This window comes from Intestinimonas sp. RTP31139st1_F5_RTP31139_211217, from assembly GCF_040226735.1.
Taxonomy (GTDB): Bacteria; Bacillota; Clostridia; order Oscillospirales; family Oscillospiraceae; genus Intestinimonas; species Intestinimonas butyriciproducens.
Genome location: NZ_JBCOAQ010000005.1, coordinates 58,052 through 80,778 on the forward strand (window position 1 = coordinate 58,052; position 22,727 = coordinate 80,778).

Consider the following 22,727-nt stretch of genomic DNA (forward strand, 5'->3'; position numbering starts at 1 on the left):
AATTTGCTGTTTGAAAAATTGGGCCGGCCCCGACGATCACCGCCGGGGCCGGCCCTCATGCTGTCAAAAAACCAAACGGCTCTTGACTACCCTGTGTTCAGAAACAGGCAATATTGCTGTCGGTGCGGGATTCTGTCCCTCCGACCAAAGTGCCGTTGTCCAGCCTGACGATCATCTCTCCCCGACCGAAGCTGGGCGTGGAGAGCTCCGTCTGGATGTTGTGGCCCCTCCTCTGGAGCTGGCGGGCCAGTTCCATATCGAAGCGGGTCTCCACCGTAACGGAATTGTCGCGCATCCACTGCCACCGCGGCGCGTCCAGCGCCTGCTGGGGATCCAAGTGAAAATCCACATAGTTCATGACGACCTGAAGATGTCCCTGGGGCTGCATATAGCCGCCCATCACGCCAAAGGGACCCACGGGCGTACCGGAGCGCATCAGGAACCCGGGAATAATGGTGTGATAGCTCCGTTTGCCGGGCGCCAGTGCATTGATGTCCTCCGGGCTTAGGGAGAAATCGTGGCCGCGATTCTGGAGCGAGATGCCGGTTCCCCGAACCACCACGCCGGAGCCGAACCCCATGTAGTTGGACTGGATAAAGGAGACCATATTTCCCTCTCCGTCGGCGCAGCAGAGGTAGACGGTGCCGCTCTTGGGCGGGACCGCATGAGAGTAGATCCGGGCCGTCTCCCCCATCTCTGCCGCCCTTCGGGCCCCATAGTCCGGCTCCAACAGTTGGTGGTAGTCCAGCTTCATGAACCTGGGGTCGGTGACGTAGTGGAAGGCGTCGGCAAAGGCCATCTTCATGGCCTCCAGCTGCCGGTGATAGGTCTCCGCACAGTCCTTCTCGGGGAAGGCAAACTCCTTGAGGATGTTGAGGGCCATGAGAGCCGCAATGCCCTGGCCGTTGGGCGGGATCTCGCAGACCTGATAGCCCCGGTAGTCCACGGAGATCGGCTCCACCCACTGGGCCTTGTAGGCCGCCAAGTCCTCATACCGGAGATATCCGCCGAACTTCCGGCTGTCCGCGTCGATCTTCCGGGCCAGCTCTCCGGTGTAGAAAGCGGCGGCATTGGTCTCCCCGATGGCCTCCAGGGTGTCGGCATGATGGGGGAGCCGTATGATCTCTCCCGCCTCATAGGGCCGCCCCTCCGGCGCGAAGGTGCTGTACCACTCGTCAAAGACTTCACCGGTGCAGGTCTCCCTGTACTTTTCAAAAGCCCGCCTCCACATGAGGGCGAGATTGGGCGCACAGGGATAGCCCTCCCTGGCATAGACCACGGCAGGGGCCAGGCTCTGGGAAAGGGGCAGGCGGCCAAACCGCCCCGCCAGCTCCGCCCAGGCCATGGGCGCGCCGGATACCGTGACGGGGGTCCAGCCATAGGTGGGCATTTTCCCATCCTCGTCGTTGTGATCGTCCAGCACGCGCCGGATAGACGCCTCCATAGGAGCGGGACCGCTGGAATTGAGCCCATAGAGCTTCTGCTCCCTCTCCACCCATACCAAGGCGAAGGCATCGGACCCGATGCCGTTTGCAGTGGGCTCCACCACTGTAAGGGCGGCGGCGGCGGCCACCGCCGCGTCCATCGCATTGCCGCCGCGCCGCAAGATCTCCAGTCCGGCGGCGGCGGCCTGGGGCGAGGATGCGTTTACCATTCCCCCACGGGCATAGATGGGGTAGCGTTGGGAGGGATATCGCTGATATGCCGGATCAAAGAGAGCCTTCATGCCTCTGTCTCCTCCTTCTTTTTTTCATAGAGATGGCAGGCCACAAAATGGCCGGGCTCCTGCTCCACCACAGGCGGCTTTTCCCTGGTGCAGATCTCCATGCACTTGGAGCAGCGGGTGTGGAACGGACAGCCCTTGGGAGGCGTCATGGCGCTGGGGACGTCCCCCTCCAGCACAAACTCGGTGGAGTGTTCCTGCCCTACCTTCAGCCGCGGCACGGCGGCCAGCAGCGACTCCGTATAGGGGTGCAGCGGTTTATGGAAGAGTACGCTGCTCTCCGCCAACTCACAGACATTTCCCAAATACATGACCAGGATACGGTCGCAGAAGTGTTTGACCACGCCTAGGTCATGGGTAATGAAGAAATAAGTAAGATGCTTCTCCCTGCTGAGTTCATTCAAAAGCTGCAGGATCTGGGCCTGCACGGATACGTCCAAGGCCGAGACAGACTCATCCAGCACGACAAACCTGGTGTCCAGCGCGATGGCCCTTGCGATGCCTACCCGCTGCTTTTGACCGCCCGAGAGGGCGTGGGGATAGGAATAATAGTGCTCCCTCTTGAGACCCACCCGCTCCAGCAGCTCCATGGTCTTCTCCCTGCGCACAGGGGCCGGATAATCGGTGTTGATGACGTAGACCTCTTCGATGGATTTTCCCACAGACTGCCGGGGGTCCAGACTGGCGGCCGGGTCCTGGAAGATCATCTGCATCTCCCGCCGCATCTCCCGCATCTCGCTCCGAGTCAGCTTGCCCAAATTGATGCCCGTCTCATAATTGCGGTCCAGCTTGGCCTGATACTCTGGGTCCTGCGTCCGCTCCGTGATGGGCAGGATATCCCGGCCCCTGTATTCCTGGAATGCCTGAAGCCGATAATTGTGGGAGGCCTCCACATGCCCGGCGATCTCCCGTTCGGCCTTCTCCATCTTTTCCTGCAGGCCCTTGTCGGGCGTTCCCTCCACCCGGGCCTGCTCGAACTGCTTCTCCAGCTCCCGATATTTCCGGGTGGCGGCCGCGGCGGCGGCCGTCTCCTTCTGTGCCTTGTCAAAAAGCGCCTGTATGGCGGGCAGCTCTTTGCACAGGATCAGGGAGCCCACGGTGCGGGAGCCCTCCCGCAACTGCCGGGAGGCGTCTTTGCGCAGCTCCTTGGCCCTGAATTCCAACTCGCTCAGCCGCTTCTGGAGCGCAGCCTCCCGCTTGGTCTCCCTACTGGTGCCGTGCGCAGAGAGGGCCTCTATCGTCTGCCGGAGAGGCACCGCCTTCCGCTCCACTTCCAGGGACTTCTGATAAAACTCCGTGGCCTTTTTCTGATACTCCGGGAGCTTGGCCACCTCCTTGGCGAGATATCTGGGACACATCTCATCCCGCGTACGACCGTAGTAGATACAGGCTCCGCTGGTCTGGGGATAGAGCTGGAGAATCACACGGCCCAAGGTAGACTTGCCGCAGCCGGACTCGCCCACCACACCGAATTTCTCCCCCTCATAAATGGAAAAGGACACATCCTCCAGGGCTTTGATCTGGACTCCCCGGCGGACAGGGAAATACTTTTTCAGCTTCTTGAGTTCCAGAAGCACCTTTTTCTTTTGGCTCATCTGTGCTCCTCCTCTACCTTATGGCAGCAGACGAAGTGGCCGGGCGCAATCTCCATCTCCGCCGGGACCTCCGTGCGGCAGCGGTCCGTGGCATAGGGGCAGCGGGGATGGAACCTGCATCCGCCGATTTCCTCGGTAATGTTGGGAAACGTCCCGGGGATCGGCTGGATGTCGAAGTCGTCCACATCCACGTTCGGCACGGCTTTCATAAGGCCCACGGTATAAGGGTGCAGCGGCCTGGAAAAGATCGCCTCAATGCTCCCCTCTTCGACCTTGCGTCCGGAGTACAGGATGATCACCCGGTCCGCGATCTCCGCCACGACCCCCAGGTCATGGGTAATAAAGAGTATCCCCGTGCTCACATCCTTTTTCAGCCGGTTGAGCAGGACCAGCACCTGCTTCTGGATGGTCACATCCAGAGCGGTGGTGGGCTCGTCGGCGATGAGCAGACTGGGCTGGGCAGCCATCACCATGGCGATCATCACCCGCTGCCGGAGGCCGCCGGAGAGCTGAAACGGGTACTGCTTCATCCGATCCCCGGGGTTCGCGATCCCCACCTTCTCCAGATAGGAGACGGCGGTCTCATAGGCCTCCTCCCTGCTCATACCCAGGTGCAGCCGCAGCCCCTCCGTCATCTGACGGCCAATGGTCAGCAGCGGATTGAGGGCAGTCATGGGCTCCTGGAAGATCATCCCCATCTGCTTCCCCCTGAGGGCATTGCGCTCCTTGGGCGAGAGCGTGGTGAGCTCCTGTCCGTTGAGCTTGATGCTCCCGGACACCACCCGGCCATTGTTGGGAAGAAGGTCCATAATGGACAGCGTGGTGACGCTCTTGCCACAGCCGGACTCGCCCACCATGCACAGCGTTTCGTTCTCCTCGATATCAAAAGAGACGCCCCGCAGGACCTCATATTCTTTTTTGCCGATTCGGAAGGTTGTGACCAGATCTTTTACTTCAAGCACTTTTTTTCCCATGGAATCATGGCCTCCCTTTGAGGTGGCGGATATTCTGCTCATAGTTTAAGGTCCGCCCCCCTGCCTGTTGGGGGGCAGAACTTACGCCATGAGCCGATGGCACCGGGGCGCCGGAACGGGACGCACCCGCTCCGGCGCCGGCGTCAGCGCGCTTGCTTCGCTGTTTTCTCAGCCCGCGTAATCGAAATCGAGGATATAGAAGGTGCCGCCGGCATCCAGCGTGATGCCGGTGTACGAATTGCTGTAGCAGAAGAGATTGGTGGAGTTGTAGATGGGCTGCACATAGGCCTCGTCCATCAGTACGGCGTTGCAGTTCAGAAGGTTCTCCGTACGGACTTCCGCGTTAGAGGTGGTCTTGCTGGCGTCGATATAGCCGTCCACCAGGGCCGCGTCCTCCGGCAGGAGGCGGACGCGCTGCTGACCGTTCACGGAGTGGAAGTTGGGCTCCATGAGCTCGGAGCCGTCGCGGGTCACATTGGACCAGGCGGCCAGGGTGATGTCATAACGTCCGTCCACCTTGCTCTCCGTCAGCCAGGCGGACCAGTCCATGGTCTCAATCTTGATGTTGTTGAAGCCCGCCTGCGTCAGGCTAGACTGGAAATACTCGCCCATTCTGGAATAGACCGGGGTGCTGGGCACCAGGAACAGGATCTCCTCATCGGCCCAGCCGGGATGGGCGTCCAAGATGGCCTTGGCCCCCTCGGGATCATACGCGATGTTATGGTTCTCCGCCTCTTCCGCATAGCCGAAAATCTTGGGCCCGATCACAGAGTTTGCCACCTCGGCATAGCCCTGCATCATATATTCCACATAGCCCTCCTTATCGATACCCATTGCCAGAGCGGTACGGAAGTCCTTCTCGGCCATGACGGGATTGACGGAGGAGGTGGCCCGCATGCCCAGATAGTAGATCTGGGCGGCCTCGGAGGTGGTGACGGTCAGTCCGGCGTTGTTCTCCACCCGGGAGAGCTGCTCCACACTGATCTTGGGCATGAAGTCGGCCTCTCCGGTCTCCATGCGGGACACGGCGGTGGACTCATCGCTGATGATGGTCATGGTGACATCCTTGATGGCAGGCGCCTCGCCCCAATAGTTATCGTTTCGGGTCAGGACCACATTGGAGCCGGAGACGGAGCTGACAAAGGAGTAGGGGCCGGTGCCGCAGGGCTGGGTCATCAGGTCCTGATTCTGCTGGGCGGTGGGAGAAACGATGGCGGAATTGGTATGGGCCAGCTTGGCCTGGAACACGCCGTCCTCATACAGCAGGTGGAATACGATGGTATTCTCGTCAGGACACTCCATGGACTCGATAGAACCGGCGATGGAGGCCCGGGCGGAGCCGAAGTCCGGATCCTGGATCAGCTCGAAGGTGTATTTGACGGCCTCGGAATTGAACGGCGTCCCATCCTGGAAGGTGACCCCTTCCCGCAGCTTGATGGTCACGGTCAGACCATCTTCAGAATATTCCGGTTCGCTGACCGCCAGCAGGGAATCATACGCACCGGTCTCCGGGTTGATGCGGTACAGGGTCTCATAGATCTGAGCGTTGACATAGGTGGAGGCACTGTCGTTTGTGCGCAGGGGGTCAAAGCCGGTAAAGGGTGCGGTGAGGACGATGTTGAACATCTTTCCCTCGCCTGCGTCTCCCTCGGTGCTGGCACTGGCGCCGGGTGTCGTGCCGCTGGGCGTGGTGGTGCCGCTGCACCCGGCCAGCAGGCTGAGGCCCAGAGCACAGGCCGCAGTAAGGCTGACGAGTTCCTTCCAAGTTTTCATGGTATTCTCTCCTTTTCATATGGATTATATTGACACGCCGGCTTGTAGGCCGACAGGCACCCCTTAATCCCGCAGGCTGGGGTCGAGGATGTCCCGTAGCTTATCCCCCAAAATATTGAAGCAGATGACGGTGATCATGACTGCGATGCCGGGGATGAAAATGAGACTGGGCCGGTCCCACAGGTACTGCTTGCCAATGGCGATCATCCCTCCCCACTCCGGCATGGGCGGCGTCACACCCATGCCCAAATAGCTCAGCGTGGATATGGAGATGATGGACGTGGCCATGCGCATCGTGGCGATGACGATGATCACAGGCAGGCAATTTTTCAAGATGTGCACAAAAATGATGCGGGAGTCCTGTGCGCCCAAGGAGCGGGTGGCCATAATATAGTCCTCTTCCTTCACCTGGAGCACCTTGCCGCGGACCATCCGGGCAAAGCTGGGAATGGACCAAATGCTGATGGCCAGCATGGCGTTGAAGGTATTGACCCCAAGCATCGCGATGATCAGCATGGCCAGCAGGATGCCCGGAAAGGTAAACAGGAGATCCATGACCCGCATGATGGGATTGTCCAGCCGCTTATAGTATCCCGCCAACAGACCGCAGATGACGCCGGCCACCAGCCCCATGGCGGTGGAGACAAAGCCCACCATCAGGGAGATCCGCCCGCCGTACAGGAGGCGTGAGAGCGTATCCCGCCCATACTGGTCTGTTCCCAGTATATGGCCGGGCACATACTGATCCCGGGCGTTGTATTTCGAGTCCTCAGGATCGGTCACCGCCGTCCATTGGGCCCAGAAGCCCGGGGCCAGCGCATGGGCTGGGTCCTGCTCTTCATACCCATAGGGCGCGATAAAAGGGGCCAGGGCCACCAGAAGGATCTCCAGAATCAGGACCACAAAGCAGACCGTGGCCAGTTTATTCTGAAGCAGTTTCTGAAAGGCCGCACGGACTGGATTGCCGTGCTTGTTACTCTCATCCATCGTGCTCCCCTCCTTATTCATAACTGATGCGCGGATCAATCACACAGTACAGAATATCCACCGCAAGGTTGATCAGGATAAAAATGGTGGCAATGACCAGCACTGTGCTCTGCACCACCGGATAATTGCGGTTGTTGATGGCGGTGATCAGATAAGTGCCCACGCCGTTGATCACGAACACCTGTTCGGTGATGATGGCGCCGCCCAGCAGGCCGCCAAAGCTAGTGCCAAACTGCGTGACCAGCGGGATGAGCGCATTGCGCAGGGCGTGTCCCAGAATGATGGTTTTCCGCTTGAGTCCCTTGCTTTTTGCGGTGCGGATGTAGTCGGACTGGAGCACGTCCAGCATGGCCGAGCGCCCGATGCGGGTAAAGCTGGCGATGGTGGCCGTGCTCAGGGCGATGGCCGGCAAGATCGCCTGCTTGAACCCGGTGGCCGTCCAGAAATAGTGCGTCATGCCGCCGGTGGGAAGCCATCCCAGTTTGACGGAGAAGACGTACATCAGCAGGGTCCCCAGCAAAAAATTGGGGATGGAAATCCCGACCAGCGAGCTTGTGGTCAGAATGTTGTCTGCCAGCTTGTCCTTTTTCAGCGCCGTGAGGATCCCACAGGGGATGCCCACCAGTACGGCCAGGATCATACTGGCACAGGCCAGGTTCAAAGTGTTGGGCAGACGGACCAGGATCTCGTCCAGAATGGGCTGCCGCGAGGTGTAGGAAGTGCCCAGATTCAGGGTGAGCAAATTTTTAAGATAGAGCAAATACTGCACCAAAAAAGGGCGGTCCAATCCCAGGCTGGCCCGCACCGCCTCAATGTCCGCTTCCGTGGCGCTGGGGCCCGCCACCATGGTGGCGGGATCACCGGGGGCGATATAGAGGCTTGCAAACACGATAAAGCTCATGCCCAGCAGGAGCAGGAGCATCAATAAAATTCGTTTGACAATGTACCTTCGCATGGACGGCGCCTCCCGTGTGATGAAAGTCTGCGGTTATGTTTTGTCTATTATGAAATCAATTTTTTTCCTTATCATAAATCAACAACTCTACTTTTGCAACACTTTAATCTGCTACGTTGTCAAAGTTTCTGTTTGTGACAAAAAGTGAGAAAGATCGGGGAATATTTTCAGCATATTCTCTTGTCCCCCTAAAAGCCTCTGGTTTTTCAGCGCAAAAAGGGGCGGCTCTTACAACAAAGAGCCGCCCCTTTTTCCTTTCATTTGTCAACCTGCCCACCTGTTTTCCAGTATACCGTGATAAAGAACATGCCGTCGTGCAGCTCCGCCGTTACCCGGTGTCCCATTCGCTCCACCAGGGCCTTCACAATGGCCAGTCCCAGGCCGGTGGACTGGCCGGTGCGCATCTTGTCCGCGGTAAAGAACCGGTCAAACACGTGCTGGACATCCTCTTCCGTCAGCCCGGAGGCGTCGTTGGCAAAGACAGAGAGCAGCTCGCTCCCCTCCCGGCGGAGGCGGATATCCATGCGCGTTTGGCCATGCTCCAGGGCGTTGCGGATCAGGTTGGTAAAGACCCGCAGCACCCCCGCAGGGTCTGCCATCACGGCAGGCAGGTTCTCCGCCAGCTCCACAGTGGTCTCAAACCCGGCCTCCTCGAAGTCGTTATAAAACTCTGCCGCCAGCTCGCTGAGGATGTGATAGAGGTCCACCTTCTCCCTGGAGAGCGGGTACTCTCCCCCCTCCAGCCGGGAGAGCTCGTAGAAGCTGGTGATCAGGCTCTGGAGGCTTTTGGCCCGCCCCCTGACGATCTCCAGATACTCCCCTCGCTCCTCCTGCGTGAGGCTATCCCCCTCCAGAAGCTGGAGATAGCCCAAAATAGAGGTGAGCGGCGTGCGGAGGTCGTGAGAGATGTTGGATATCTGCTGCCGGATGGCCCGCTCCTGCCTGCGGTGCTCCGCCGCGTCGTCCTGACGGAGCCGCAGCAGCGCGTTGATAGAGGCCAGGAGTTCTTCGGCGGCCCGATTGGGCGCCGCCATCCGCACCGGCGTGCCCGGCTGCTCCCGGAGCTGCCGGGCACAGGACCGGATGTCCTACTCCAGCGTATAGAGCCGCAGGCCCAGCGCCGCGCACAGCGCGGCAAGCAGCAGGGCGGCTCTTATGAGCATATTTGGACCTCCTTGTCACCGGATCTCCCTCCGCCGGAACAGGACCAGCCCCGCAGCCGAGGTGAGGAGCAGCCACAAAAGGCCCGTGATCCAGCTCTCAAGGACCCCCGGCGGCACATTCTCAGTGCCGTAAGTGAAAAAGCTGCTTGTGAGGAGGTAGGGCCGCACCGCCTCCGCCACCGAGTTGATCAGCAGCCCCAAAGGCCCCAGGCCGTGGATTTGTACTGCACTCAGAAACAGCTCCCCGAAGGTGAGATATCCATAATAGACCACCGCGCCCAGACCGCTGCTGCGCAGGGAAAAGCACAGAAGATGAGCAAGTCCCACCGCCCCAATATACCGCGGAAACGCCGACAGTGTCCCCGTCAGCAGCCCTGCCCAGGCAAGGAGAAGGCGGTCCGGCTGGATCTGCCGGTGCTCCGAGAGCGGGAATCCCACTGCGAAAAAGACGGCCGCTGTCAGTAGGAACAGCACAGTACCCGCCAGCAGAGCGGAGCAGAGCTTGCCCAGATAGATGCGGCCCCAGGGCAGGCCGTAGGACACCTCATTGCGCAGCGTCCCCAAGCGCCTGGCCTCCCCGTCTGCCAGAGCGGCCAGGGGATAGCCGAGATAGAGCCCTATCACCAGGAAATCGCGGAAGCCCTCCATGGTCTGATGCAGGGGCGCGCCCGTCCAGGACAGGGCCACAACGCCCACCAAGAGCAGGTAGGCCGCGCACCAGATCAGATCCAGCCGCCGCCGGGCCATCCGCCAGAGCTCGGCGCTGAGATAGTTGAGCACGGCGGTTCACCCCCTTAGCTGATTTCCCTTTTTCGAAAGGTCAGGACGCCCGCGGCGGTGGTCGCCAGGAACCATCCGATCCCCACAGCCCAGGCCCAGCCCACCACAGACCAGTCGCCGATGCGGTCCATAATGCCCTCCAGCGGAGTGGTGAGCAGGATATCATGCAGCCGCAGCAGCAGTTCCCCCGCCATCGGGGAGGGCACGCTCACGGCCAGGGCCAGGAGCGCGATGATCTGTCCCATCAGGGCCACCACGCCTACGGCGATGAGGCTGGCCGCAGTACTGCTCTTCAAGAGGAAAAAGCACATGTAAAAGAGCGCCTGGGCGCCCAGCCACACAGGCAGGGCCGCCAGCAGGGCAAAGCCCACGCACTTCAGCGCCTCCAGCCAGGCCCCGTCTCCCGGCAGCAGAACTCTGCACAGAATACCGTACCAGAGTAGGATCACCACACAAGACGCCAGAGAGACCAGACAGCCCACCGCCAGCTTGCCCAGATAAATTCGGGCCCTGGGGATGCCGTATGCCACTTCATTTTTCAGCGTATTGAATTTATACTGGTCGGAAAAGACCATATCCGTGGTAATGGCGGAGGCATAATAGCCCATGGTCAGCAGATACAGCACCATGATAAAACCAGTCGAGGCGGACATGTTCGTCATATCGCCGTTCATCCACGCCCACATGCACACCAGCAGCGCCTCCAGCCCTCCCACGATGAGGAGAAACCCCCACAGGTATTTTCTGTGGGTGACCTTGTAGACCTCTGCCCGAATATAATCAACCATGGCGGACGCCTCCGATCAGACTCAGGAAATAGTCCTCCAGGGTGGTGTTTTTGTTCTCCGCACTGAACAGGGCCACGCCGGCCTCCACCAGCGCCGCCGTCACATCCTGCGGGCAGTCGAGAAAATGATAGAGCCGCAGGATATTCCCCGGCAGCACCTCATAGTCCCGGGTCCCCAGCCGCTGCTCCAGTACCAGCGCGGCCCGGGAGGCGTCGTCGACGGTGAGCTGAAGGCAGGCCCGGCACTTTTCGCTCAGCCGTCCGGCCGAGACCTGCTCCAACATTCTCCCCTGGTCGAGGAAGCCGTAATGCGTGGCGATATTGGACAGCTCGGAGAGGATATGGCTTGAGATGAGGATGGTGGTCTCCCGCTGGCGGTTGAGCTCCAGCAGGATGCTGCGGAACTCCACGATGCCCTCCGGATCCAAGCCGTTGATGGGCTCGTCGAGCAGCAGCAGATCCGGATGGTTCATCAGGGCCAGCGCCAGCCCCAGGCGCTGCTTCATCCCCAGGGAGAACTGCTTGAACTTCTTTTTGCCGGCGTCGTGGAGGCCCACCTGCTCCAGAGCGCGGTCCACACAGGCCTCCCCGGGGATCCCCCTCTGGCGGCGGTAATACTCCAGGTTCTCCCGCGCCGTCAGATAGGGGTAAAAGCTGGGGATCTCCACCATGGCCCCGACCCGGGCCCGGGCGGCGGAGATCCCCTTCTCACCGGTCTCTCCGAAGAGCTCGATCTCCCCGGAGGTGGGCACGGTCTGGGCGGTCAGCATGCGGATGATCGTGGTCTTGCCCGCGCCGTTGCGCCCCACCAGGCCGTAGATCTGCCCTTTTTCGATATAGAGGTCCACGCCCTCCACCGCCGCAGCGCCGCCGTACTTTTTGGTCAGTGCGCGGGTCACCAGTATGGGTTCCGACATATGGCATCAGCCTTTCTGTTTTGGGATCATGATGCCAGTATAGGGGACAGTCAACAAATCCCCCTAAATGAAAGGTGAAGAAATCATAAAGTTTCCTGCTGATCGTTCATTTTGAACCCGATCCCCCAGACCGTCTTGATATATTCCCGGTCCGAGGCCTTCGCCAGCTTGGAGCGGAGATTGGAAATATGGACGTTCACCGTGTTGTCGTCCCCGAAATATTCCCCGCCCCAGACATTTTCATAGAGCTGTTCCCGGGTGTACACCTTCTTGGGGTGGGACATCAGCAGCGCCAGGATATCAAACTCCCGCGCGGTGAGAGGGACCTCCTTCCCCGCTGCCGTCACCCGGACGGACTCCCGGTCCAGGACCAGGTCCGCGTGGGTCAGCAACCCCTGTCCGCTTCCCGCCGGAGCGGAGAACTGCTTATAGCGCCGGAGCTGCGCCTCTACCCTGGCCAGTACCTCGGCATTGTCGAAAGGCTTGGGAATGAAGTCGTCCGCCCCCAACCGTAGCACGTTGACCCGGTCCTCCAGCCCCGCCTTGGCGGAGAGGACCAGGATCGGCATCGTCTTCTTCTTCCGCATCTGGGCGATGAACTCCTCCCCGGTAAGGCCGGGGAGCATCAGGTCCAGCAGCACCAGATCATAATCATACTGCTCCGCCCACAGTACGGCCTCGCTGCCGGAGAAAGCGGGGCGTACGTCGTAGCCCCCGTCGGTGAGGATACGGCACAGCAGGCGGTTGATGTCCTGGTCGTCCTCCACCACTAAAATATGATACATATCCATTTTACCCTATTTCACCCGCAGCTTTTTTGCCAATTCTCCGTCCGGGTCCACATAGGCGGTCTGATAGGTGGTATATACCACCATTCCCGGCCTGACCCCGGCGGGTTTTTTCACGTATTTCACCGGCGTATAGTCCACCGGCACTTTCTTCCCCTCTCTGGCCTGAGAAAACCAAGCTGCGAGGACAGACGCCTCCTCCACGCTCTTGGCGTCGGGCACCTGTCCGCCGGTCCAGAGAATCACATGGGAGCCGTGGATCTTTTGCGTATGGAGCCACAGATCGCCCTTCCCCGCCTGCTTGGTGGTAAGGGCGTCGTTTTGCGTATTGTTCTTCCCCACGGAGATACGAAGCCCTGCGGTGGACCGGAACTCCATGGGCTTGGCGGCCGTTTTCATACGGGACGCCGCCTTGGCGCTCCGGCGGAGATATCCCGTGTCTGTGAGCTCTTGCCGGATCTCCATCAGATCCCGCTCGCCCTCCGCCAGCGCAACGGCCTCCAGAACGCTGTCCAGATATTCCAGCTCCCGGCGCCCCTTCTCGATCTGTTCTCCCAGCACCACTTCCGCCGTTTTGGCCTTGTTGTACTCTTTGTAGTATTTCGCCGCATTCTGCTGGGGCGTCAGCAGCGGGTCCAGCGGAATCTCCGTCTCCCTGCCCTCCGGGTCATAATAATCGGTGAGGCGGGCCGACTTCATCCCCTTTCGCAGCGCATAGAAGTTACTGGTGAGGATATCTCCCAATTCCCGCTTGCGCTCCCGGTCCCGAGTGGCCTCCCGCTCGATCTCCTGCTGCCCTACACGGCGCTCCACCCGCTCTCTGACCCGTTTCACGGCCTTCAGCAGCTCCTGGCCCCGCTGACCTACCCTCTCCGCCGTGCCCCGGGCGGCATAAAAGTCGTCCAGCAGCCGGGAGAAGGTCTCGTACCGCCTCAGCTGCGTACCTGGGCCATACTGCAAAATGGGGAGGAAGCTGAAGTCCACACCCTTACCGTCCCGCAGCAGGAGGTAAGGCACATATCCTTCCGCCCCCACGGCCTCCCGCAGGCGCTCCGCCTTTTCCTGCAGGGACTCGTTCCGACTCTCCCCGTCGGAGCGAAAGTCCAGCTCCCGCTCCAGGAGGGGGGACAACCCCGGGTGCGGCTCCGGCAGATGATAAAACAGGCCCGGCATCACGCCGCGCTGCCCGGTGGTGACATCCCCCTCCACCCGGCGGATGCAGTCCAGGATCCGTCCCTCTGCGTCCAGCAGGATCAGATTGGCCCGGCGGCCCATGGCCTCCAGCACCAAGGTCCGGGGTACACGGTCCCCCAGCTCGTCCACCACTTCCAGGCGCAGGAGAACGATGCGCTCCAGCTCCGGCTGCTCCAGCGCCAGGATGCGCCCTCCGGTGAGGTGCTTGCGCAGCAGCATGCAAAACATGGGGGGCTGTGCGGGATTTTCCCGTACCTCTTTGGTGAGGTGCATCCGCGGGCCGTTGGGGCTTGCGGAGAGAAGCAGCTTTACATTCTCCCCCGCTCCCCGGATGGCCATGACCACCTCATCCCGGCTGGGTTGGTAGATCTTGTCGATCTTCCCCCCCTCCAGGGTCCTCCTCAGTTCCTCCACCACGGCGGTGAGGCAAATCGCGTCCAGGGCCATGCGTCACTCCCCCATCATCAGGGTGAAGAGGGCATTGAGGCGCTCCGTCTTCCCCTGGAGATACAGATATCCGAACAGCGCCTCCACCGCCGTGGCGGTCTGGTACTCCTCCCGGCTGGCGGCCCTGGGAATGGAGTGGGGGTTGGTATTCCGGCCACGACGGAACACATCCGCCTCTTCCTCTGTAAGGATCGGCAGGATTTTTTCCGCCATGGCGGCCTGGGCCGGTGCAGCCACAAAGTGGACCGTGGCCCGGTGGAGCCCTTTGGAGGTGGCTTTCCCGTGAAGGCACAGCCAGGAGCGCACCATCAGCTCGTAGACCCCGTCTCCCAGATGGGCAAGGCCCAGATTGCTGATCGCCCGAATCTCATCCGGTGCGGCATTCAGATGAAAATAATCTGTCATGGTATTTTCTCCAGTAAAATAGAAATCATAGTAGATATATAAGGTAGTATACTGCAAACCCAGGGAAAACACAATCATCTGAAAAAAGGAGTCTTTACCATGCCCTATCCTTTCGAGCTGCGCCCCCTGCCCTTCAGCTATACCGCGCTCTCGCCCGAGATCAGCGAAACCACCCTCCACTTTCACCATGACAAGCACCTGCAAGCCTATGTGGACAATCTGAACAAGGCGCTCACCGACTGCCCGGAGCTGCAGCGGCTGTCCCTGGAGGAGCTCTTGCAGACCCTGGACCAAATCCCCGAGCCCAAGCGCACCGCCATCCGCAACAACGGGGGCGGCGTGTATAACCACTACCTCTATTTCGACTGCATGGGCGGTAAGGGCGGGCACCCCTGCGGTCCGCTGGCCCAGGCCATGGACCGTGCCTTCGGCTCTTATGAGGAGTGGAAGCTCCGTATGAAGGAGGCCGCTATGGGGCAATTCGGCTCCGGCTATGCCTGGCTCGTCTGCGGCAACGGCGGCGGGCTCTCCGTTGTCAAGACCCCCAACCAGGACTGCCCCATCACCCAGGGGCAGTGGCCCCTCCTGTGCATTGACGTCTGGGAACACGCCTATTACCTAGACTATCAGAATCGACGGGCAGACTATGTGGATGCCTGGTTCGATCTCATCAAGTGGGATTTTGTGCAAAATAGATACGACGCCAGGGGCTGAGGAAGCAAAGGGGGCCGCGGGATATCCCGCGGCCCCCCGCTTTGCATGGCGTCTCTTTCCGCGCGCAGACGTACTTCACTGAACCGCTTGTTCCCAAAGCCGCTCCAGAAGCCTCCGACAAGGCGCAAACAGGAAAAAGGCGATGACAAAATTGCTGACACAGTGCAGCACGTCGAAGGGAATCCCTGCCACCCAGGTGACGGCGAACATCCGGAACCCTCCCACAGGCAGATAGACCAGCGCACACAGCGCCCCAAAGGCCAGGCCAAAGCCGCCGGACAGGATGGCCCAGCCCAGGCGGGAGTCCATCTTTCTCAGGGCCCAGGCCAAGACAGCCAGCACCGCCCACACATATAAGTAGCTGATGACCCAGGTACCAGCCCCCCAGATCAGCATTTCCAGCACGACAAAGACACAAAGGATGTAGGCCACTGCTCCACCGAATACCACTGTATATACCATGACCAGCAGAGACACCGCTTCCACATTGGGAAGCGCCGCCATCGCCACCTGGAGCCCCACCAGAATCGCGCCCAGCAAGGCGAAGAGCACCAGCCTCCCGGTGCTCAGACTCATCCCCTTCATCAGTAAGTCAACAGGGAGAGTCCATACTGTTCCCCGTCTGCGATCACAGTGCTGTCCGCGCTGGTGGGCAGTTCCTCTCCGTCTCTGGTGATACACCACCATGTCCGGTCCTCATCGGAGGCCGTCTCGCCGTCCACCGTCCTGATATAGAGGCCATAGGCCCCCTCCTCTCCGGATACCAGCCCCTCCTGCTCCCGTAGCGCGTCTCCCAGGTGTTCGGCCGCAGTGCGCAGTACGATGGTCTTCGTGCTCTGATCCCCGTGGGTAATCTCCACCGTGATGGTTTTCTCACCCGCCACAGGCCTGGGGGCGAATGTCCGATAGATCATCAGCAGCACCACGGCGGCAATGACCAGCGCCGCCAGCCCCAAAAGCAGCTTTTTATTTTTCAATACAGGCTCCCCTTTTCGCGTTTTTCTCAGTTTATCATATTTCACCCATACAGGCAATCAAAAAGGGGACCGCCGCAGCGGTCCCCCTGGCTTTTACTGGGGCTTCTGATTCTGGAACTTGGCGGCGGCCTGCTGGACCTTGCTGGCTGCGGCGGGCTCTACCTGATACCAGCCCTTGGACTGGGCTTTCTGGAAGAGGTCGCTCTGGATCATGTGCTCCTCATGCAGGATGCGGAGAAAGTCGTCCCGCAGCTTGACGTTGACGCACTCAGAGGCAAAGGTATCATAGTTTCCGGTCATCTTTTTCTCCGTGAGGATGAGGTCGGTGATGCGCTCCTGATCGTTCATGGGGTGTCCTCCTTAGTTCAGATAGGTCAGCAGGCAGTCATAGTTCTGCTTGTGCTTTTCCGCATACTGCCGGAAGCAGGTCTTCAGATCCTGCTCCGTGCACTCCTGCTCCGCAGCCTGATATTTGCAGCACAGGACCTTTTCAAAGCCCAGCTGGTCCTCCAGAGCGGACAGCTCTTTACTGGTGAGATTCGCCATTTTGGGATGCCTCCTTCATCATCAGATTGCATCCACAGTATGTCCCTTGACGGGGAACGCTATTCATGTTTCCCGCAGGATGGGCCGGCCGCGTCCGTCAAAGGAAAAGAGCACGAAGCGCCTGCCCCCAAAGCCCTCGATGCGCCCCAGACAGAAGAGCTCCGGAAACGGAAATTCCCGCTCCGGTTCAAATGGGCATGCCAGTGTGAGCCCCTCCCCATCCCGCCGGCACAGGATCCGTCCCAGCCGGGAGGCCGACTGTCGGAGCCTCCGCTCCCCCAGCTCCAGCCTGCCCCCCTCCGCCCAGGACCAGCCCTGCGGAGGCGTCTCTTCGCCCCGAAAGGAAAACGCCATCTCCGCCGCACCGCCCAGGACCGGCCAGGCGCCCCGGCGTCGCAGCTCGTCCAGGGAGAAAGTGCGGCGGACCAAAAGCCTCCCGTTCTCCGGCGTCATCGTGCCGAGAAGAACGCTGCCGCCCCGGCCCCGCAGGTAGGCTTTGTACAGTCCCCGGCCGTCGTCGGGGCGCTCCGCCGCGATGGACGCCCTGGGCCCCTCCTCCCGGACGGACAGCGCTCCCACCCCCCCGTCCAGCGCAAAGCGCTGCTCCATGCCGAGCCCCCCTTTCTTCCCCACCATTCTATGCAGGTCACAGGAAAGTTTTTCCTCACCGAATTTGTGGACATAATATCCCTTTTTCTATTGCATGACTTGGTCGAACTCTGTATAATAAGGTTTGTTCTTGTTCATGACAAGCTGATAATTATTTATAGTCCATCTTAACATTGGAGGGGAAGGCATGAGCGCACAGATCCATGAAGACTCCCGCACGCTGGCCTGGAAAGAGCTGGTTACTCAGCTCCCCGGTATATTGGGCGTGGAGTTCAGTCTGGAAAACGGTGCGATCCGAGAGGTCCATATTCTCTCCGATCAGTCCCGCAATCCCAAGCAGATCGTCCGCGATGTGCAGTCCGCCATGTTGGCCCGCTTTCAGGTGGAGTTGGACCATCGCGTCATCAGTGTGGCCCAGGTCCCCGGCGCCATCGCCGGCAGCCGGGGGCGGCTGATCTGTGACCGGCTGGAGCTCACCACGGGGCGGGACGGTTCCTCCGCCGCTGTTCACCTTCTGCTGGAGGACAAGGTCTTTATCGGTAAGGCCAAATGTGATCTCACCACCACGGGGCGGCTGCGTTCCATCGCCCTGGCCACCGTGGATGCTCTCAACCAGCTCCCCGCTCCCGGCAGCTCTTTCTCGGTGGAGGAAGTTCGCTCCACCGCACTGGGCGAACACCAGGCCATGCTGGTGGGACTGCTTTTGAAATCCGGCGGTAAGACGGAGGCGCTTCTCGGCGCCTGCTATGAGGGAGAGGATTCCAATTTTTCCGTAGTCATGGCCACGCTGGACGCTGTAAACCGGCGTCTTCCCACATTGCCCCGGGCGGATTCCACCTTTCGGAACGCCTGAGCGGCTTCTTTTTTGAGCGAAGCGGATATAGCCTGTCTCTAGCGGTTGACAGAGTACTGTCACAGGAGGCTGTATTCGATGAAAAAGGCAAAGTTCATGATGGCCCTTACTTCCCTGGTTTCCCTGATCCTGGCCGGCGGCGCTTACTTCAACATCCGCTGACCGCGCACCCCCATTATCCGCCGCGAGAGTCGGGCAGCCGGTAGCGGCCGGCTGCCCCCTCCCCCGGCGCCCTGCTTTACAGGAGGCACCTATGCGTTCTGTCATAAAGTGGTATATGATTCTTATCGGCGCCCTCGGCCTCGTCATCAGTCTCTCTTCCGCAAGGCGCTTTTTCTTTTTCCGCGCGCAGCCATGGACCGGCCATGAGATCGGTGTTTTTGTCGCGCTGGCCCTGCTGTGCTGGGTCTGCTGCTGTCTCCCTCTCTATGTGCGTGACGACTGTACCGTGGATCTCTCCTTCATCAGTGTGCTGGCCTCTATCTTGGTCATGGGCCCCGAGGCCGCCATCGTCATCAATCTGATCACCTATCCGCTGGTGGTCGTCCCTGCTCCCGACGGCAAGGGATACAGCCATATTCTCAACACCTCGCCTGTCAAAACACTCTTTAATTTGGGCAATCACAGTATCTCCTACGCCATCGCCGGGCTTGCCTATTATGCCGCCGACGGCATCCCCGGAGATATCGTTCTCCCCGACGTGCTGCTTCCGGCGGCCCTCTTTATCGTGCTCTCCATGGCGGCCAACGTGGTGGTCATCATGGTCTATTACATGATCAGTCAGAACATGAAGCCGTTCCCCACCGTCTTTCTCATGTTTGGAGGTCTGGTCCCCAGCATCGTCTGCTCCGCGCCCATCGGCTACTTTCTGGCCATGCTGCTGGGCATGCAGAACGGAGCCTGGCTGGCCCTGCTCTTCATGCTGCCCGTCCTCCTGGCCCGGTATTCCTTCAAGCTCTATCTCGACGGCCAGCGGCAGCAGTACAGCATCGTGAAAGCCTTTGCCGCCGCGCTGGAGGCCAAGGATACGTATACCTTGGGCCATTCCAGCCGGGTAGCCGCCTATACGGTCCGCATCGCTCAGGCGATGAAGCTCCCTGAAAAACGCATTCGTCTGCTCTCCGATGCCGCGCTGTTCCACGACATCGGCAAAATCGGCGTCCCCGACTCGATTTTGCAGAAGCCGGGGGCCCTCACGCCCGAGGAGCGGGCGATCATCCAGCGTCACCCCCAGCAGGGCGTGGATATCCTGCGCAATATCGGCGCCTATCAGGAGCTCATCCCCCTGATCCTTCACCACCATGAGTTCTACGACGGACGCGGATATCCCGATGGCACCGCCGGAGATCAGGTGCCGCTGGAGGTCTATATCCTGGGGGCGGCGGACGCCTATGACGCCATCACCAGCGACCGCCCCTACCGCAAGGGCCGCACCCCCGCCCAAGCGGCAGAGATTCTGCGGTCCGAGGCCGGCAAGCAGTTCCACCCCCAAGTGGCTGAAGTGGTGGCAGGCATGAGCGAGCGGGGCGAGCTTGCACTGGAGGAGGACGCTCCGGTTTCCGAGGAGGCGGGTTCCGCATGCTGACGGCCGCCGTGCTCTGCTCTCTGACGGTCGGCTGGTGTACAGGAGGCCGGCTGAGCCGCTTTGAGCGCGCCGGAGTGCGGGCGCTCCTGCTTCCGGTGGCCGCTCTGCTGCTACAAGGCGCACTGCCTCTTCTTCCCTCCCTTGCCCCCCTGCTGGTGGCGCTCTCCTATCTTCTTCTGCTGCTCTTCGTCTTTCTCAATCGGCACCTGCACAAAACCGCGATCTTTGCAGGTCTGGGCGGATTCTGCAACGCTCTGGTCATCTTTTCCAACCATTTTCGCATGCCGGTTTCCTCCCGCGCGTTGTCCCAGCTCTCTCCCGAAGGGGTCTCCTCCCTTCTGAACGGTGATATCCCCATGTACTGCCTCGCCGGACCGGACACCCGTTTCCTCTTTTTAGGCGACATACTCCACTGCCCGCTCCCTTTGATCGGAGGGTTTGCCAGTCTGGGCGATATTCTGCTGGCCATTGGCGTGTTTTTCTGCATCCTGAAGCTGATGGGGCCCGTCAGGCTCCCCGGCTGGATGGTCAGCGGCTGAACCGGAATCCAAAAGGACCGCGTACCATAATACTGGTACGCGGTCCTTTTCACGTCTCAAAAAAACGCTCCAGACACATCTTTACTCCATGCTCCTCATTGGAGCAGACCGTCTCATCGGCCACTGCGCGCAGCTCGGGCGCGGCGTTGGACACCGCCACGCCCAGACCCGCCAGCCGGAGCATCTCCCGGTCGTTGGGGGCATCTCCAATGGCCACCGTTTCTGCCGGGTCAATGCCTTTCATCTCCAGCAGTACCCGGAGGGCATTGCCCTTTGAGACGTCCCGCGGCAGGATCTCCAGATAGGTATCCTCGGAAAAGACCGTGCGGGCCAGGCCGGTGATGCGGGGGTCCATCCACGCCTGCACCGCGCGCATATAGTCGTGCGTCTCGGTCATCAGGGTCTTATTCCAGGGCTTGTAGGAATCCTCCACCGTTGCGGGCGCCGCCGGCCGCTGTTCCTTTGCGATCAGGTCCTCCACGTAGGTGTTGACCCGAAAGGCACAGAAACTGTCCAGCTTATAATAGGCCACCGCCCCCATCCTGGGAAACCGCTCCAGCGCTTCCGCCATCAGCGGATACACGTCCGGCGGAAGCGTCTCGCGGTAGAGGACCCTGTCGTGGTCGCTCAGGTCCACCACCTGTCCGCCGTTCCCCGTGATCACAGGCAGGTTGATCCACGGCAGCAGCTCGGGAAAGACCCGGATGGCGGCGGGTGCGCGGCCGGTGGCCACGGTGAAGAGCCCGCCTCCCTCCACATGCCGTCGGATCGCCGCCAGATTTTCCGGGTCAAGCTGAGCCCGCTCATTGAGGAGGGTATGGTCCATATCGGAGACCAGAAGGCGCTTTCTCACAGGCGCGGCCCCCCCGGCTCCCCCTTTTGGGCGGTGGCGCGGCGGGCCAGCTTGACGCCGGAGAGCATCACCGAAAAGACAAACCAAAAGATCACCATGACGCGGGGATAATTCCACAGGTAGTCGGCCAGACAGTCCACCAGGATGCCCGCCACGGCGGCGGCGGCGCCAATGGTGATGAGGCGCACCTCATGGGAGCAGTGGAGCCTTGCCGCCTTGGACGCTGCCTTGACCCCGGAGATCATGGCAGCCAAATAAGACACGATGCCAATGAGGCCGGTCTCCAGCCAGATCTGCAAATAAAGGTTGTGGGCGTGGACAAAGGGCGCCGTGCCGTGATAGAGGTTCAGGTCCTTGATGGCCAGCCGCACCGCATCGGTACCCAGCCCCGCGCCCCGGACAGGGCGTTCCCGGATCATCTCCAAAGCCGCCTGATACAGTGGGAAGCGGCTGGAGGTGGAGCTGTCCTTCAGGTTGAAAATCGTAAGGATCCGGTTGAAAATAGTGTCCGGCAGCATGGGAAGCGCCAGCAGGCCCAGGAGGATCAGCCCTGGGATCAGCTTCCGGTTCCACAGGAATACAAAGACCGCCGCCGACACCACCGCGCCGATCCAACTGGCTCTGGAATAGGTCATGCCCAAAGCCATGATACCCACGCCCGCCGCGCACAGCGCCCCCAGGCGGCCCCAGACAGATTTGCTGCACAGCACCAGCGCCGCCGCCAGAGGAATGAGCATCACCAATACCTCGGCAAAGGCGTTTGGATTCTCAAAGACCGAGAACACCCGGCCCGGCATCCCCTCGTTGAGGAGGGGGTCCACATAGGAGTAGTTGACCTCCACCCCCTGGATACGCTGCACGATGCCATAGGCCCCGGTACAGAACATGGCCAGAGAGGCAAATCCCGCCAAGCGCTTGAGTTGACCCGGGCGCTCCACACTGCTTACTGTCACCGCCACGCAGAGCATACCGGTCAGATGGAAAAAGAGGAAGCGCAGGGACAGCGCCGAGGAATAGGACACCGGCCAGGCCAGACATACTGCCCCGGCAAAAATGACCGCATAGGGCCCTACGCTCTTGAGGTCCAGCCGCAGAGCCCGGCTGCGCATACCGCCCGCCAGGAAAAGCAGCGCCATGAGAACAAAGCCCATCAGGGAGTAGCGATTGTCCCAGTTGTCGTAGGGCACCACCATGACCGCCAGCATCAGCCAGCCGATGGCCGCCGGCGTCTGCTCCCCCGCCCCAAAGGCCAGAAGGGCGCACACGCTGTTGTCGAATACCGGCCGGAACTTTCGGTAAATCCAGTGCAGAAGCGCCGCCGGGAGATTGAGCAGCGTCTCCATTGCCCGGCAGATCAGGCTGTCCCGCCATGCCCTGGGGAGGACCCCCTCCCGGACCAGAAGGCTCATAACGGCGCTTGCGTGAAACCAGCGGGTCCACACGCGGGACACCCCCCGCAGGAACCTGGCCAGGCCGCTCTCCTCATACCAGCCGTATAACACATACCACAGCCGCAGCAGAAGTCCTCCCACCGCGCTGTTTTCCATCATCTCCAAGGGAAAC

Annotated in this window: 24 protein-coding genes; 4 read left to right on the forward strand and 20 right to left on the reverse strand. The window is 60.6% G+C overall.

Going from position 1 to position 22,727, the window contains the following annotated elements; translation table 11 throughout:
* Positions 1 to 97 precede the first annotated feature (97 nt).
* From ABUA09_RS05745 to ABUA09_RS05805, 13 genes are all read right to left on the reverse strand, one after another.
* Positions 98 to 1,726, reverse strand: coding sequence for a gamma-glutamyltransferase family protein (locus ABUA09_RS05745; protein ID WP_279204524.1), 1,629 nt, complete (start codon positions 1,724 to 1,726; stop codon positions 98 to 100).
* Complete coding sequence (locus ABUA09_RS05750; protein WP_279204522.1) at positions 1,723 to 3,318, reverse strand: oligopeptide/dipeptide ABC transporter ATP-binding protein; 1,596 nt, start codon at positions 3,316 to 3,318, stop codon at positions 1,723 to 1,725. The genes ABUA09_RS05745 and ABUA09_RS05750 overlap by 4 nt, the downstream gene beginning before the upstream one ends.
* The gene (locus ABUA09_RS05755; RefSeq protein WP_033118910.1) at positions 3,315 to 4,292 is read right to left on the reverse strand and encodes an ABC transporter ATP-binding protein; all 978 of its coding nucleotides are present in this window, start codon (positions 4,290 to 4,292) and stop codon (positions 3,315 to 3,317) included. The genes ABUA09_RS05750 and ABUA09_RS05755 overlap by 4 nt, the downstream gene beginning before the upstream one ends.
* 168 nt (positions 4,293 to 4,460) lie before the next feature.
* Positions 4,461 to 6,065 (reverse strand): ABC transporter substrate-binding protein, encoded by a 1,605-nt coding sequence (locus tag ABUA09_RS05760; RefSeq protein ID WP_349949201.1) that lies wholly within the window; start codon positions 6,063 to 6,065, stop codon positions 4,461 to 4,463.
* Positions 6,066 to 6,128: 63 nt separating this feature from the next.
* Positions 6,129 to 7,052: an ABC transporter permease gene (locus ABUA09_RS05765; RefSeq protein WP_075703652.1), complete on the reverse strand. Its 924-nt coding sequence runs from the start codon at positions 7,050 to 7,052 to the stop codon at positions 6,129 to 6,131.
* A gap of 13 nt (positions 7,053 to 7,065) precedes the next feature.
* The gene (locus tag ABUA09_RS05770; protein WP_058117530.1) at positions 7,066 to 8,007 is read right to left on the reverse strand and encodes an ABC transporter permease; all 942 of its coding nucleotides are present in this window, start codon (positions 8,005 to 8,007) and stop codon (positions 7,066 to 7,068) included.
* A gap of 257 nt (positions 8,008 to 8,264) precedes the next feature.
* A complete protein-coding gene (locus tag ABUA09_RS05775) occupies positions 8,265 to 9,041 on the reverse strand; it encodes a sensor histidine kinase (RefSeq protein ID WP_349949211.1) in 777 nt (258 codons plus the stop codon).
* Between the two features lie 144 nt (positions 9,042 to 9,185).
* The gene (locus ABUA09_RS05780) at positions 9,186 to 9,950 is read right to left on the reverse strand and encodes a hypothetical protein (RefSeq protein ID WP_279204519.1); all 765 of its coding nucleotides are present in this window, start codon (positions 9,948 to 9,950) and stop codon (positions 9,186 to 9,188) included.
* Between the two features lie 14 nt (positions 9,951 to 9,964).
* Positions 9,965 to 10,738 carry an ABC transporter permease gene (locus tag ABUA09_RS05785; RefSeq protein ID WP_279204517.1) on the reverse strand — a complete coding sequence of 258 codons (774 nt, stop codon included), beginning with the start codon at positions 10,736 to 10,738 and terminating at the stop codon, positions 9,965 to 9,967.
* A complete protein-coding gene (locus tag ABUA09_RS05790) occupies positions 10,731 to 11,654 on the reverse strand; it encodes an ABC transporter ATP-binding protein (protein ID WP_227151747.1) in 924 nt (307 codons plus the stop codon). Before ABUA09_RS05790 ends, ABUA09_RS05785 begins: the two co-directional genes overlap by 8 nt.
* An 83-nt stretch (positions 11,655 to 11,737) precedes the next feature.
* A complete protein-coding gene (locus ABUA09_RS05795; RefSeq protein WP_279204514.1) occupies positions 11,738 to 12,445 on the reverse strand; it encodes a response regulator transcription factor in 708 nt (235 codons plus the stop codon).
* A 6-nt stretch (positions 12,446 to 12,451) separates the two neighbouring features.
* Positions 12,452 to 14,083 carry an Rqc2 family fibronectin-binding protein gene (locus ABUA09_RS05800; protein ID WP_279204513.1) on the reverse strand — a complete coding sequence of 544 codons (1,632 nt, stop codon included), beginning with the start codon at positions 14,081 to 14,083 and terminating at the stop codon, positions 12,452 to 12,454.
* A gap of 3 nt (positions 14,084 to 14,086) precedes the next feature.
* Complete coding sequence (locus ABUA09_RS05805) at positions 14,087 to 14,488, reverse strand: Mini-ribonuclease 3 (RefSeq protein WP_033118902.1); 402 nt, start codon at positions 14,486 to 14,488, stop codon at positions 14,087 to 14,089.
* A gap of 99 nt (positions 14,489 to 14,587) precedes the next feature.
* Between ABUA09_RS05805 and ABUA09_RS05810 the strand changes: the two genes are divergently transcribed.
* Positions 14,588 to 15,202 (forward strand): superoxide dismutase, encoded by a 615-nt coding sequence (locus ABUA09_RS05810; protein WP_033118901.1) that lies wholly within the window; start codon positions 14,588 to 14,590, stop codon positions 15,200 to 15,202.
* Positions 15,203 to 15,277: 75 nt separating this feature from the next.
* Here ABUA09_RS05810 and ABUA09_RS05815 read toward each other — a convergent pair whose 3' ends face one another.
* From ABUA09_RS05815 to ABUA09_RS05835, 5 genes are all read right to left on the reverse strand, one after another.
* Complete coding sequence (locus ABUA09_RS05815; protein ID WP_349949202.1) at positions 15,278 to 15,778, reverse strand: hypothetical protein; 501 nt, start codon at positions 15,776 to 15,778, stop codon at positions 15,278 to 15,280.
* Between the two features lie 8 nt (positions 15,779 to 15,786).
* A complete protein-coding gene (locus ABUA09_RS05820) occupies positions 15,787 to 16,179 on the reverse strand; it encodes a DUF4430 domain-containing protein (protein WP_033118919.1) in 393 nt (130 codons plus the stop codon).
* Between the two features lie 93 nt (positions 16,180 to 16,272).
* Positions 16,273 to 16,527 carry a spore coat protein gene (locus ABUA09_RS05825; RefSeq protein WP_033116304.1) on the reverse strand — a complete coding sequence of 85 codons (255 nt, stop codon included), beginning with the start codon at positions 16,525 to 16,527 and terminating at the stop codon, positions 16,273 to 16,275.
* 12 nt (positions 16,528 to 16,539) lie between these two features.
* Complete coding sequence (locus ABUA09_RS05830; protein ID WP_033116305.1) at positions 16,540 to 16,725, reverse strand: hypothetical protein; 186 nt, start codon at positions 16,723 to 16,725, stop codon at positions 16,540 to 16,542.
* 63 nt (positions 16,726 to 16,788) lie between these two features.
* Positions 16,789 to 17,334 (reverse strand): hypothetical protein, encoded by a 546-nt coding sequence (locus tag ABUA09_RS05835; protein ID WP_033116306.1) that lies wholly within the window; start codon positions 17,332 to 17,334, stop codon positions 16,789 to 16,791.
* Positions 17,335 to 17,521: 187 nt separating this feature from the next.
* Here ABUA09_RS05835 and ABUA09_RS05840 point away from each other — a divergent pair, with 187 nt between their 5' ends.
* The 3 genes from ABUA09_RS05840 (at position 17,522) to ABUA09_RS05850 (ending at position 20,311) form a co-directional block, all read left to right on the forward strand.
* Positions 17,522 to 18,187, forward strand: coding sequence for a hypothetical protein (locus tag ABUA09_RS05840; RefSeq protein WP_052082359.1), 666 nt, complete (start codon positions 17,522 to 17,524; stop codon positions 18,185 to 18,187).
* A gap of 253 nt (positions 18,188 to 18,440) precedes the next feature.
* The gene (locus ABUA09_RS05845; RefSeq protein WP_349949203.1) at positions 18,441 to 19,772 is read left to right on the forward strand and encodes an HD-GYP domain-containing protein; all 1,332 of its coding nucleotides are present in this window, start codon (positions 18,441 to 18,443) and stop codon (positions 19,770 to 19,772) included.
* Complete coding sequence (locus tag ABUA09_RS05850; protein ID WP_052082364.1) at positions 19,766 to 20,311, forward strand: DUF5317 family protein; 546 nt, start codon at positions 19,766 to 19,768, stop codon at positions 20,309 to 20,311. Before ABUA09_RS05845 ends, ABUA09_RS05850 begins: the two co-directional genes overlap by 7 nt.
* Before the next feature lie 49 nt (positions 20,312 to 20,360).
* On the opposite strand, the gene ABUA09_RS05855 is transcribed toward ABUA09_RS05850, so the two are convergent.
* Together ABUA09_RS05855 and ABUA09_RS05860 are read right to left on the reverse strand one after the other, a co-directional pair.
* On the reverse strand, positions 20,361 to 21,164 hold the full coding sequence (locus ABUA09_RS05855) for a Cof-type HAD-IIB family hydrolase (RefSeq protein WP_033116307.1): 804 nt from the start codon (positions 21,162 to 21,164) through the stop codon (positions 20,361 to 20,363).
* Entirely contained in the window at positions 21,161 to 22,714 is a 1,554-nt protein-coding gene (locus ABUA09_RS05860) for an O-antigen ligase family protein (RefSeq protein ID WP_242848434.1), read from the reverse strand. Before ABUA09_RS05860 ends, ABUA09_RS05855 begins: the two co-directional genes overlap by 4 nt.
* Between the last annotated feature and the right edge of the window lie 13 nt (positions 22,715 to 22,727).